Origin of the sequence: Heliobacterium chlorum (genome assembly GCF_014502795.1) — a bacterium.
Lineage (GTDB): Bacteria > Bacillota > Desulfitobacteriia > Heliobacteriales > Heliobacteriaceae > Heliobacterium > Heliobacterium chlorum.
This window is the reverse complement of record NZ_JACVHF010000005.1, coordinates 26,071-38,641: the sequence shown is the minus strand read 5'-3', so window position 1 is coordinate 38,641 and position 12,571 is coordinate 26,071. Positions and strand designations below refer to the sequence as shown.

11 protein-coding genes are annotated in these 12,571 nt (G+C 52.5%); all 11 read right to left on the bottom strand.

Annotated elements, in window-relative coordinates; genetic code table 11:
- Positions 1–616: 616 nt before the first annotated feature.
- The gene (gene smpB / locus H1S01_RS07185; protein ID WP_188039411.1) at positions 617–1,084 is read right to left on the bottom strand and encodes an SsrA-binding protein SmpB; all 468 of its coding nucleotides are present in this window, start codon (positions 1,082–1,084) and stop codon (positions 617–619) included.
- The gene (locus tag H1S01_RS07180) at positions 1,081–1,509 is read right to left on the bottom strand and encodes a PaaI family thioesterase (RefSeq protein WP_188039410.1); all 429 of its coding nucleotides are present in this window, start codon (positions 1,507–1,509) and stop codon (positions 1,081–1,083) included. The genes smpB and H1S01_RS07180 overlap by 4 nt, the downstream gene beginning before the upstream one ends.
- 11 nt (positions 1,510–1,520) lie before the next feature.
- Positions 1,521–1,895 (bottom strand): Sec-independent protein translocase subunit TatA/TatB, encoded by a 375-nt coding sequence (locus H1S01_RS21905; RefSeq protein ID WP_188039409.1) that lies wholly within the window; start codon positions 1,893–1,895, stop codon positions 1,521–1,523.
- Between the two features lie 292 nt (positions 1,896–2,187).
- Positions 2,188–4,242, bottom strand: a complete 2,055-nt coding sequence (locus tag H1S01_RS07170) for a sodium-translocating pyrophosphatase (RefSeq protein WP_188039408.1) — start codon at positions 4,240–4,242, stop codon at positions 2,188–2,190.
- Positions 4,243–4,320: 78 nt separating this feature from the next.
- Complete coding sequence (gene secG / locus H1S01_RS07165; protein ID WP_341479051.1) at positions 4,321–4,554, bottom strand: preprotein translocase subunit SecG; 234 nt, start codon at positions 4,552–4,554, stop codon at positions 4,321–4,323.
- A gap of 256 nt (positions 4,555–4,810) precedes the next feature.
- Positions 4,811–6,100, bottom strand: coding sequence for a phosphopyruvate hydratase (eno, locus tag H1S01_RS07160; RefSeq protein WP_188039407.1), 1,290 nt, complete (start codon positions 6,098–6,100; stop codon positions 4,811–4,813).
- A 154-nt stretch (positions 6,101–6,254) separates the two neighbouring features.
- Positions 6,255–7,781, bottom strand: coding sequence for a 2,3-bisphosphoglycerate-independent phosphoglycerate mutase (gene gpmI, locus H1S01_RS07155; RefSeq protein ID WP_243237137.1), 1,527 nt, complete (start codon positions 7,779–7,781; stop codon positions 6,255–6,257).
- Positions 7,782–7,818: 37 nt separating this feature from the next.
- Entirely contained in the window at positions 7,819–8,574 is a 756-nt protein-coding gene (gene tpiA, locus H1S01_RS07150; RefSeq protein ID WP_188039405.1) for a triose-phosphate isomerase, read from the bottom strand.
- Between the two features lie 203 nt (positions 8,575–8,777).
- On the bottom strand, positions 8,778–9,962 hold the full coding sequence (locus H1S01_RS07145; protein WP_188039404.1) for a phosphoglycerate kinase: 1,185 nt from the start codon (positions 9,960–9,962) through the stop codon (positions 8,778–8,780).
- Between the two features lie 28 nt (positions 9,963–9,990).
- Complete coding sequence (gene gap / locus H1S01_RS07140) at positions 9,991–10,998, bottom strand: type I glyceraldehyde-3-phosphate dehydrogenase (RefSeq protein ID WP_188039403.1); 1,008 nt, start codon at positions 10,996–10,998, stop codon at positions 9,991–9,993.
- Between the two features lie 126 nt (positions 10,999–11,124).
- On the bottom strand, positions 11,125–12,558 hold the full coding sequence (gene rpoN, locus H1S01_RS07135) for an RNA polymerase factor sigma-54 (protein WP_188039402.1): 1,434 nt from the start codon (positions 12,556–12,558) through the stop codon (positions 11,125–11,127).
- Positions 12,559–12,571 lie beyond the last annotated feature (13 nt).

Genomic DNA, 12,571 nt, shown 5'->3' with positions numbered 1-12,571 from the left:
TGGTACCGATATCAGACACACTTACATATCGCCATACCAACGAATAGACGCCGAATCGGTAAAATGTCAACGTCATGAGTGCAATGGCCCAGAGAGCAAATACATATAGATTTGACCATGCATCGTAGGGTATGGTCATCTCAAAACGGAGAAAACAAGCAAATACGATGGAACCAAACCAAACCAATGCATCGAGTGAGATAATAAAAATTAGGCGGAGTCTAGAAAGATTGATTCGTATCCTCCTCCATTTCCAGCTAGTGACAAGTAATTAGACGATCTTTCTTTTCTGCATAAACCAATGTACGTACGGTTATTTCTTTATATGCTGAATCATCTAGGTTTCTTCGTCCCATTCCATGTCCCATCAGAATCTCTGTGTCGCGGTAAGTTGAGATGAATTAGAGTCGCCCCAGTTCGGTTCGAATACAAAGCTCTGTAACTATTTACATAATTTTCTTTGTATATATATTTAACTAATACCTTTTCCATGTTAATCTTTTAATTCCTGCAAAGAAATTTGTCGTTTTTTGTCACAAAAAAACCACTTGCCCGTTATCGACGGAACAAGCGGTTGTCCTGTTCTTTGTTCAAAAAAAGCCCTATCGACGGTATTTTATTCGCCCTTCTCTTTCTGCCGGACGGCCCGAGAGATCTCCCGCTGAGCATCCCGTTTCGCGATGTCCTCCCGTTTATCGTAGAGCTTTTTCCCTCGTGCGATGGCCAGTTCCAATTTGGCTAAGCCCCGCTTGAGATAGACCTTTAATGGGACAAGGGTCAGCCCTTTTTGCTGTACGGCAGCAGCGAGTTTCCGGATCTCGCTCTTGTTTAATAACAGTTTTCGGGTACGCCGTGGTTCGTGGTTGTATCGGTTTCCCTGTTCGAAGGGGCTGATGTGCATGTTATAAAGTAGAACTTCCCCATTCTCTACCCGGGCGAAAGCATCTTTGATGTTGCCTTTGCCCTGGCGCAGGGATTTGATTTCCGTCCCTGTCAAGGCCATTCCCGCTTCGTAAGACTCCTCGATATGATAATCATGGCGGGCGCGCCGGTTATCGCAGAGGACCTTCTGTCCTTCGCTCATCCCGCCCCTCCTTTCGTACTGTCATCGGATTCGATGATCATGAAGCGGCCTGTCGCTTCGACAGCTAAAGTGCCGTCGGGCAACTGGGCCGTCGCCGACATGTCGACCACTTTGCCTCTTTCTTTTTCTATCCGCCCGGCAAAGCGAACTTTTGCCCCGATAGGAACGGCCTGCCGAAGCCGTAGTTCCATTCGTGCAGTCACCGCTGGAATATGGCGAACCATGAGCAACCGGCCCATGACTTCATCGAGAACTGTCGCCACGAGTCCCCCATGGGTGATGCCGGCGTAGCTCTGGTGCTCGGGTCGGGGTGTAAAATAGGTAACATACTCTTCCCCTTCCCACTGAAAGGAAAGGTGTAACCCGATCGGGTTGTTAATGCCGCAGCAAAAACACATCCCATCGTCAGTAAGATTCGGTGCCATCTGGTTTCCCCCTAATGAATCTGATCCACCTTCGCTTTATCTACGTTCGGTTTGTTTTCGTTTACGTCAACAGGGTCAGACACTGTTTCCCCGGTAGGTTCTTGGGTGACTGCTTCTTTCACCTTGTCCATGACATAACCGGAAGGATTCGTAACGGCTTGTTTTACCTCTTTTATCGGTGCCGCGACCTCATTCACTGACGACTTGATATCCTGCACAGGCTGCAATGCGTCGTTCATTTGTGACTTTAGCCCCTCAGTGGTACGCCGAAACTCATTGAGCGCTTTTCCCAGTCCGCGACCCACTTCCGGAAGCTTGCCGGGCCCAAAGATGATCAGCGCTAGTGCGAGAATCAAAAGTAATTCGGGAAAGCCAATATTGAACATAGATAAGAGCTCCTTTCGCCAGTTAGGCCGTGCGGCTTTAGGGAAAAATGTGTTTTTTCTTGGATAGGTCTATTATACCATAACTGTTCCACGAAAGAGAAAACACCGGGAGCCTTTATTGCCCACGGTGTTTCTGCTGTTTTCTGTTGGGAATTCTGTTTGCTGGGAGTGTGATCAGTTGGGAATTCAGATGGGAAAAACGTGTCGGTTCATCATTTATTGCAGTAACGTAGTAGATGTGTGTTGTTTTGATGAGTAGCGCAAAGTTCAGATAAGGAAAAGATGTGAGCGATTAGAGATTGAGGAAAGGAGCAATAATCAGAGAGATGGTCCCTGTTACCTTGATCAACGCATTCAGGGACGGACCGGCCGTATCCTTGAAGGGATCGCCCACGGTATCGCCGATAACGGCGGCCGAATGGGCTTCGGTCCGTTTTCCGCCATGCTTACCGCTCTCAATGTATTTTTTCGCATTGTCCCAGGCACCACCGGCGTTAGCCATGAAGATCGCCAGGAGCACACCAGCTACAGTGACCCCGGCAAGCATACCGCCCAAAGCTTGAGCGCCAAAGCCAAAGCCGACGATCAGCGGCGTGATGACAGCCAACAATCCCGGCGCAATCATTTGCCTGATCGCAGCGCGGGTGGAGATGTCGACGCAACGGGCATAGTCCGGTTTCGCTTTCCCTTCCATCAAGCCGGGGATTTCGCGGAACTGGCGCCGGACTTCACCGATCATCTCAAAGGCCGCTTTACCGACCGCTTCCATGGCAAAGGCACAGAAGAGGAATGGCACGGTACCGCCGATAAAGAGACCGATGATGATCTTCGGTTCGAGCAGGTTCAGCACAAAATGACTGCCATGAAGAGCGCTGCTGACACCAGGCGACTTGACGACTTCTTCCGCGAAAGCGGTAAACAGCGCCAGTGCCGTCAAGGCAGCCGAACCGATGGCAAAGCCTTTCGCTACCGCAGCCGTCGTGTTGCCGACAGCGTCCAGTTTGTCCGTCTTTTTCCGTACTTCCGGTCCCAACTCAGCCATCTCCGCGATACCGCCGGCATTGTCAGCGACAGGACCGAAGGAGTCAATCGCAACAACCATACCAGCAGTGCAAAGCATGCCCATCGCCGCCATGGCGATCCCATAGATTCCGGCATAGTTGTAAGAAACGGCGATGGCGATAACGATGACGATGATCGGCAGCGCCGTCGACTTCAACCCTACGCCGATACCAGCGATGATGTTCGTGGCCGGACCGGTCAAAGAGGACGAGGCGATATGTTGAGCCGGCTTATAGTTGTACGATGTATAGTACTCTGTAATCCAGCCGATGGCCACGTTGACGAGCAAGCCAGATATGACAGAAATCGTCAACCCTAAGGGAACACCCGACGGAAACGCATCGGATGCGGGAATGTCCGCAAAAAGCGACTGGGCGATGAAGTAGGTCGCAATCGCCGTCAGGACGTTTGTGCCCCAAAGACCTTTGTTCAATGCCATCTGCGGGTTGCCGTCTTCCGTGGTCCGTACAAAGAAAGACGCAATGATCGCGGCAATGAGCCCAGCTGCACCGATTAACAGCGGATAATAGATCCCTTCCAGATGTCCCGGAAAAACGGTCACACCGATCAGCATGGCCGCAATCGTCGTTGCCGCATAGGACTCGTATAGGTCAGCACCCATACCGGCCGTGTCCCCTACGTTGTCGCCCACGTTATCTGCGATAACGGCCGGATTCCGCGGGTCATCTTCGGGGATACCGGCTTCTACCTTACCGACGAGGTCGGCACCAACATCGGCGGCCTTAGTGTAAATCCCGCCGCCAACGCGGGCAAAAAGCGCGATGACCGATGCCCCGAAGGCAAAAGAGTTGATGATGACGGCATCTTGATAGACGATGTAAAGTACCGATACACCCAAGAGGCCCAAACCGGCCACAGACATGCCCATCACTGCGCCGCCTCGGAAGGCTACCGAAAGGGCTTGATCGAGGCCCCGCATGGCCGCTGCCGTTGTACGGGCATTGGATTTGGTGGCAATCGTCATCCCTACGTAGCCGGCGACGGCTGAGAAAGACGCACCCACCAGAAAAGAGATGGCCTGTCCCCAGGCAAGCTTCTGGTTGCCCCAGTTTCCATAGAGCAAGGCGCCAAAAATAATGACGGTAAATGGAATTAGTGTTCTGTACTGGCGGTTAAGGAAGGCCATGGCGCCTTCAAAAATCGCTTGAGAGAGTTCCTTCATACGTTGGGTTCCTTGATCCTCTTTCAGGACGCTCATTGCCAAATATCCGGCAAAGAGCAGACCGATGACCCCGGCAATTGCCGCGTACAGCGGATAAGACACGGAGTGTCACGCTCCTTTGTTTCCCGAATCACAGATTACCCCAGAATCTCCCCAGTATACTCCCTGTTTCCCCAGGAATTACCCCAACATAGATAAGGCCAATGCACTAAGTAAAAACAATGCGGCAAAAACCATGGTGAATTTGTTGAGCAGTTCGTCCAAACCCTTCTTCTTGCCGAACATCGCTTCAGCCCCCCCGGCTACAGAACCAGAAAGACCGGCACTCTTACCCGACTGCATGACAATCGAAGCAATTAGTCCTAAACTAGCTACGACTTGAAATACGACAGCAGCGGTATGCAATACACACACACCTCCTTACCAAAATTCTGGCAATTTAACAAAAGAATTTTAGCACATCCCTCCTTGAAACACAAGCTAGACGATTTGTTCGTGGGATTTATCCCAAATCTTCGACAAGAGTCGAAGATTTCGTCTGTTATTTTGAGAGAAAAAGGAAAAGGACCCGGGTCGGAAAACCCGGATCCCGCCACCATCATTATACCCAATCCAACCAAAGTCCATACCAAATATTGGTCTCTTTCCTTTTGGCTGGGTCTTCTACATCCTACCGCCGTTCCAGGTTAAAGAACGTCTTCTTCCCACGATAGGTGGCTTGTTCATCTAATTCTTCTTCAATGCGGAGCAGTTGGTTGTATTTGGCTACGCGGTCAGTCCGGGAAGGCGCACCCGTTTTAATCTGACCGGCATTGACGGCCACCGCCAAATCAGCGATCGTGGCATCTTCCGTTTCACCGGAACGGTGAGAAATAACCGCCGTGTATCCGGCGCGGCGAGCCATCTCAATCGCGGCCAAGGTCTCTGTGATGGTGCCGATCTGGTTCACTTTGATCAAGATAGAGTTGCCTACACCGGTCTCTATGCCTTTAGACAGCTTTTCTGTGTTGGTCACGAAGAGGTCATCGCCAACGAGCTGTACCCGTTTGCCGAGACGGTCCGTCAGCAGTTTCCAGCCTTCCCAGTCGTCCTCGTTGAGACCGTCTTCGATGGAGATGATCGGATAACGGTTGACGAGATCTTCCCAGAAGTCAACCATCTCGGCGGAGGTCATTACTTTACCTTCCCCTTCGAGATGGTATTTGCCGTCTTTGTACATTTCGGAGGCGGCTGCGTCAACAGCCAGCAGGATATCTTCTCCTGCTTTGTACCCGGCCGCTTGGACCGCTTCTAAAATGACTTTCAGCGCTTCTTCGTTCGATTTCAGGTTCGGCGCAAAACCGCCCTCGTCACCGACAGCCGTATTGAGGCCTTTGCCCTGTAAGACTTTTTTCAAGGAGTGGAAAACTTCTACACCCATGCGCAAGCCTTCGGAAAAGCTCTGGGCGCCTACAGGCATGACCATAAATTCCTGGATGTCCACGTTGTTGTCGGCATGTTTTCCGCCGTTGAGAATGTTCATCATAGGTACAGGCAGTTCCCGGGCGAAAACGCCGCCGAGGTATTGGAACAGGGGCAGTCCTTGATATTGAGCGGCCGCTTTGGCACAGGCCATGGATACACCCAGAATCGCATTGGCGCCGAGACGGCCTTTGTTGGGCGTACCGTCCAACTCGATCAAGGCCGAGTCGATCTCCATTTGGCGAGTGACATCCCAGCCGATGATTTCCGGTGCGATTTCCGTGTTTACGTTGTCGACGGCGTTGAGCACCCCTTTGCCCAGGTAGCGCTCTTTGTCACCGTCCCGCAGTTCCACAGCCTCATAGGCTCCAGTGGAAGCCCCCGAAGGAACGGCGGCCCGGCCGACAGTTCCGTCTTCCAGAACGACCTCTACTTCTACGGTCGGGTTTCCTCGGGAATCCAAAATTTCTCGGGCGTACACTTCAGCAATTACAGACACGCAAAAAGCCTCCATTCAATTAATGATAATTTCTCTCATGGGCAGGACTATTGCACTTGACAGCTAAAATCTGGGGTGGAATGACGGAGCGAGCGAACAGCCGCGGAGCCCTTAGCGAGCGGAGTCATTGCACCCCAGATTTACGACAACATGCCTACGCCGTAATGAGCGATTTTCCCGTCATTTCTCGCGGTTTTTCCAACCGGAGCAATTCGAGCATCGTCGGAGCGATATCTTCCAAAGCACCGCCAGAGCGCAGTTTTTTGTCTTTATGGAAGTCGCTGACTAAGATCACTGGCACTGGATTCGTGGTATGGGCCGTTTGCGGCCCACCGTCGTCAGGATCGATCATCTGCTCCACGTTGCCATGGTCAGCCGTGATGATTACCACGCCGCCCTGATCGAGCACAGCCGGCACGATTCGCCCCAAACAGCCGTCTACCGTTTCCACGGCCTGAATAGCCGCCGGTAAGATTCCCGTATGGCCGACCATGTCCGGGTTGGCCAAGTTCAGCACTATGACCGGATACTCTTTGCTGTTAATCTTTTCGACTACCCGGTCGGTGACCTCGTTGGCGCTCATCTCTGGCTGGAGGTTGTAGGTGGCAACCTTCGGAGAAGGTACCAGAACCCGGTCTTCTCCTTCGTTCGGCTCTTCTACACCACCATTGAAAAAGAAGGTGACATGGGCGTATTTTTCCGTTTCGGCGATGCGCAATTGGCGCATCCCAGCCCGGGAGACGACCTCGCCGAAAGTGTTTTCCAGATTCTGCGGCGGGAAAGCGACCGGTACATCGAGCGTGATGTCATACTGGGTCATGCAGACAAAATGAACCTGCGGCCGTTTCGGGCCTCGGTCAAAACCGTCAAAATTCTGATCTGTGAAGACATGGGAAAGCTGGCGGGCCCGGTCGGCACGGAAGTTGAAGAAGATGACCGAGTCTCCGTCGGCGACGGTTCCTCGAGGTTCTCCTTTTTCGTCGATGATGACCGTAGGGAGAACAAACTCGTCAGTCAAGCGGGCATGATAGGCCGTTTCAACAGCAGCTGAACCGAGGGGAGCTTTTTCACCTTCGCCATAAACGATGGCGTCCCAAGCTCGTTTTACTCGTTCCCATCGTTTGTCCCGATCCATCGCGTAATAGCGACCACTGATGGTAGCCAGTTGTCCGACCCCGATTTGAGCTAGCTTTTTATCGAGTGCTTCTACATATTCTTTGGCGTTCGCCGGAGGCACGTCTCGCCCGTCTAAGAAGGCATGGACGAAGATCTTATCCACACCATGTGCGACGGCCATATCGAGCAAGGCGAAAAGGTGGTCGATATGGCTGTGAACACCGCCGTCGGAGAGCAGACCCATGAGATGAAGGGCTTTGCCCGTCCCCGGGAGCCGATCCATCGCTGCGGCCAAAACCGGATTTTTTTTCAGTTCTCCTGTTTCAACGGCTTTGGAGATGCGGGTCAGTTCTTGGTAGACGACACGTCCAGCACCGATATTGAGGTGGCCCACTTCTGAGTTGCCGATCTGTCCTTTCGGCAGGCCCACATATTCCCCGGATGCTTGAATCGAAGTGTGGGGGTATGTCTCCCACAGGCGATGAAAATTGGGCAGGTTGGCGAGCTTAATGGCGTTTCCTTCCATGTCGTCACGGAGTCCCCAACCATCGAGGACGATCAACATGACCGGTGTCTGTGGACTCGACAAAAGGGTCACTTCCTTATTGTTCTTCAAAACGGACGATGCGGGCAAAAGAGTCTGCCTTTAGGCTCGCTCCACCGACAAGCGCCCCGTCGATATCAGGTTGTTCCATCAGTTCTCGGATGTTGTCAGGCTTTACACTGCCGCCGTAAAGGATGCGCACCTTTTTAGCCGCATCGCCATGCCAAGACGACAGGACAGAACGGATAAATCGGCAAACTTTCTGTGCATCGGCCGAAGAAGCTGTCTTTCCGGTCCCGATCGCCCAAACCGGTTCATAGGCGATAATGATGCCGGCCAGTTCTTCCGGCGAAAGACCGGCCAAACCAAGACGGACTTGGATGTCCACCACCGGTTCCGTGATACCTTGCTCCCGTTGGGCCAAGGTTTCACCGACACAGACGATGGGAATCAGATTGGCAGCCAAAGCCGCTTTTACCTTTTCAGCGACCATAGCGTCCGTTTCCCCAAAGTACTGCCGCCGCTCCGAGTGTCCCAGGATCACATATTTACAATTGAGAGCTTTGAGCATTCCCGGGGCCACTTCACCCGTATAGGCACCTTCCTTGGCGGGATGCATGTTCTGCGCTCCCGAGGCGATATTTGTCCCTTTTAGGGCTTCCGCTAAGGCAGCTAAAGAGGTATAGGGCGGGCAAAGGACGATTTCCCGTTCCTGGCAGTCTGCTACCAGCGGGATGAGCGCCTGAACCATCTGGCGGCCTTCCTCAGGGGTCATATACATCTTCCAGTTGCCGGCTAGGACTGGTGTACGCATGTTGTGATACACCACCTTATTGCTGAATTTATTTAGGTATATAACTTACAACATGTATAACTTTTACGCATACTACCCAACCAGGATAGCCGCACTACGAAGCAAAACCTGAGTGAAATGACAGAGTGAGCGATTTGGGCGAAGCGGTGTCATTTCACCCCGATTTACCACAGTGCTCCGGTAACGGCTAGAAACCGACCCACTTAAGCGTCCAAAAGGGCCGCTACCCCAGGCAACTCACGCCCTTCTAAAAACTCAAGCGAAGCGCCTCCGCCGGTGGAAACGTGGGTCATCTTTTCGGCCAAGCCGGCTTTTTCCACGGCAGCGACCGAATCGCCGCCGCCGATGATCGTCGTGCCCTGTACATTGACCATCGCTTGAGCCACACCCATGGTGCCACGGTCGAAGGGCTCCACTTCAAAGGCGCCCATAGGCCCGTTCCATAGGACCATTTTCGAAGCAGACAGGGCTTGGGCGAACTGTTTGACGCTCTCTGGCCCGATGTCCAAAGCCGATTTATCGGCAGGGATGGCATTCACCGGTACAACTTCTGTCGGTACGTTCGCCGCCAACGTGTCGGCAATGACCACGTCAACAGGCAGCATCATCTTTACGCCGGCTTTTTCTGCTTTCTGCAGCAATTCCCGGGCTGTATCGGCTTTGTCTTTTTCACAGAGCGATTTCCCGACTTCGAGATTCATGGCATAGAAGAAGGTGTTGGCCATGCCGCCGCCGATAATCAGCGTATCGACCTTATTCAGGAGGTTTTCGATGACGGCGATTTTATCGGCCACTTTGGCACCGCCCATGACGGCCACAAAGGGACGTTCGGGCTGGGCGAGTGCTTTGCCCATGATCGAAATCTCTTTGTCCATCAAGAATCCGGCTACTGCCGGCAGGTATGCGGCTACGCCTGCCGTGGAAGCGTGTGCCCGGTGAGCTGTGCCAAAGGCATCATTCACATAGACATCGGCCAGTGAGGCCAGCTTGCGGGAAAATTCGGGATCGTTTTTCTCCTCTTCTGGATAGAAGCGGACGTTTTCTAAGAGGATGACATCGCCTGGTTGAGCCTCTTTGACAGCAGCTTCCACGTCGGTACCGATACAGTCATCCAGTTTTTTCACGGAACGGTTGAGCAGTTCAGAGAGACGGCCAGCGATTGGCGTCAACCGGTACTTGTCGTTTACTTTTCCCTTCGGGCGACCAAAATGGGAGGCCAAGATCACCTTGGCCCCCGCTTGGATCAGATATTGAATGGTCGGAAGGGCAGCACGAATACGGGTATCATCGGTGATCACGCCCGCATCGTTCACGGGAACGTTAAAATCAACGCGCACGAGGACGCGTTTCGCTTTGACATCGATGTTTTTGATCGTTTTCTTGTTCATTCCTGGACCTCCAAACCGAAGACTAACTTCATAGTCCTTTCGACGCTACATACAGAGCCAGGTCGATCAAACGAACCGAATAGCCGTATTCGTTGTCATACCAGGCGATGATTTTCACCATATCGCCATCTAAGACCATGGTGGACAGACCGTCGACGACAGAGGACAGATGGGTACCGTTATAGTCGCGGGACACGAGGGGGAGTTCATTGTAACCGAGAATCCCCTGTAGCGGACCTTCAGCAGCCGCTTTCAGGGCATCGTTAACTTCTTTGGCGGTCGTCTTTTTCTTGACGTCGACGACCAAGTCCACGACGGAGACGTTTGGCGTGGGAACGCGCATGGAAAAGCCGTTCAGCTTACCGTCGAGGGCCGGGATGACTTTGCCGATGGCTTTTGCAGCACCAGTCGACGTTGGAACGATGGACATGGCGGCGGCACGAGCCCGGCGCAAGTCTTTGTGGGTTTGGTCTAAGATTTTTTGGTCATTTGTATAGGAGTGAACGGTAGTCATCAAGCCCTTGATGATCCCGAATTCGTCATTCAATACTTTGGCGACAGGGGCTAGGCAGTTAGTGGTACAAGAGGCATTGGAGATGATCTTGTGTTTCGATCCATCATATTCCTTTTCATTGACGCCCATAACGATGGTGATGTCTTCGTTTTTCGCGGGCGCCGAGATGATCACTTTTTTTGCGCCCCCTTGGAAGTGAGCCGCTGCTTTTTGACCGTCTACAAACAGCCCGGTTGACTCGATCACGATGTCAACGCCCACATCCCCCCAGGGAATGGCGGCGGGGTCTTTTTGCGCAAATACTTTGATCGGCCGACCGTCGATCTCAATGTTGTCTTCGCCCACTGTTACCTGACCGGGATAAGTGCCATGAACGGAGTCGTATTTGAACAGGTGAGCGTTTGTCTTCGCGTCTGTCAAGTCATTGATGGCGACGATTTCCACTTCCGGGTTTGCCAGCGCCACCCGTGTTGCCAGGCGACCAATACGACCAAAACCATTGATACCAATACGGACTGCCATGAATAGAATCCTCCTTAAAAATCGCGGTTTAATACCGTCTTAGTCTATTCCACATTCGACACTTAATTCCTTCCAGAAGCGACCTACATTTGTCAAGGGTTAAGTTAAAAAACTGCTTTCGCTTTCTTAGGAGTAACGCCGGCGCTGCGGCGTCGCCAACAGCCCCATCTCGTCGCGGTACTTGGCGACGGTCCGGCGGGAGATTTTAATGCCGCGGGCGCTTAAAGCGTCGGCGATTTGCTGATCGCTGTAAGGCTGATAGGCATCCTCCTCATCCACCATTTTACGAATGAGCCCCTTGATACTTTCTGCCGATGTTTTAGCTTCTCCCCGTTTATTTTTTACACCGCTGCCGAAAAAAAACTTCAATTCGAAAACTCCGCGAGGAGTTTGCACATATTTCCCGGCGATGGCCCGACTGACCGTCGACTCATGAACGCCCACACTGTCAGCCACATCTTTAAGATTGAGCGGTTTGAGGAAAGGTAGTCCCCGTTCGAGAAAATCCCGCTGCAGCTCGACGATACAGTCAACGACTTTATGGAGGGTCAACCGTCGTTGTTCGATGGCCTTGATCAGCCAGATGGCTGAATTCAGCTTCTGTTCCACATATTTGCGTGTCTCCGGGTCCTGGGGTGTTTCTTGTTGGAGCAGGGACCGATAGGTTCCATTCACCTTCAGTCGGGGTGCTGTGATGTCATTGACCAGGATCACATACTCCCCATCCATCTTTTCAACGACCACATCGGGAAGAACATACCGAACATCCTTCCCGTGGCTGAATTTCCGGCCCGGCTTAGGATCGAGGCTCTTGACGATATCTACTAAGTCTTGCACCTGACCTGTCGGTAGCTTGAGTTTCTGGGCGACTCGCGATAACCGTCCCGCAGCCAGATCGGATAAGTGTTCTTTTACGATTCGATCCAGTTGCGGCGTCAGCATTTCTTTCTGGATCAGTTGGATCCGCAAGCATTCCGCTAGGTCTCGAGCCGCCACACCTGGCGGATCAAAGCTTTGAATCAACTGGAGGACTTCCTGCACATCCCCTTCTGGATATCGCAGGGCCGCAGCCACTTCGTCCAGAGGCAGACGAAAATACCCCTGTTCATCGATATTTCCGATGATATATTCGCCGATACGCCTCTGCGCATCATCCAGGTCGGCCATGTGCAGTTGCTCGCTTAGGTGTTCTTGCAGCGTCGGCGCTTCGTTTAGGAAATAATCATAGTGTTTTTCTGGGCTCGTCCCTCCGAGCCCCAAGCCAGGAGCGAAGTCCCGCTGCAGGAATTCCTGCCAATCGGGAGCAGCCTTTTCGTCATCCCCTTGTCCCTGCTCGCCTTGTTCATAGGTGTCCAAATTCGCTTCCGCTGTATCGATGCGTTCTTCTTTATCTCCTGATTGTTCTGATAGTTCCAGCAATGGGTTTTGCGTCATTTCCTGTTCGATATAGGTGGAAAGCTCTATCGCGTTGAGTTGGAGAATCGTGATGGCTTGGCGCAAGTCGGGAGTCATGATGAGTTTCTGCGTCTGTTCCATGTATTGTCCGAGTCCGACAGGCATGTACCAAACCTAC

Coding starts and splice junctions, on each gene's coding strand:
- tpiA (WP_188039405.1), bottom strand. CDS start 8,574: ATGCGTACACCAGTCCTAGCCGGCAACTGGAAGATGTATATGACCCCT.
- H1S01_RS21905 (WP_188039409.1), bottom strand. CDS start 1,895: ATGTTCAATATTGGCTTTCCCGAATTACTTTTGATTCTCGCACTAGCG.
- gpmI (WP_243237137.1), bottom strand. CDS start 7,781: ATGTTGATCGTCCTCGATGGTTGGGGACTCCGTGACGACATGGAAGGA.
- smpB (WP_188039411.1), bottom strand. CDS start 1,084: ATGAGCGAAGGACAGAAGGTCCTCTGCGATAACCGGCGCGCCCGCCAT.
- H1S01_RS07145 (WP_188039404.1), bottom strand. CDS start 9,962: ATGAACAAGAAAACGATCAAAAACATCGATGTCAAAGCGAAACGCGTC.
- H1S01_RS07180 (WP_188039410.1), bottom strand. CDS start 1,509: ATGGCACCGAATCTTACTGACGATGGGATGTGTTTTTGCTGCGGCATT.
- gap (WP_188039403.1), bottom strand. CDS start 10,998: ATGGCAGTCCGTATTGGTATCAATGGTTTTGGTCGTATTGGTCGCCTG.
- rpoN (WP_188039402.1), bottom strand. CDS start 12,558: ATGCCTGTCGGACTCGGACAATACATGGAACAGACGCAGAAACTCATC.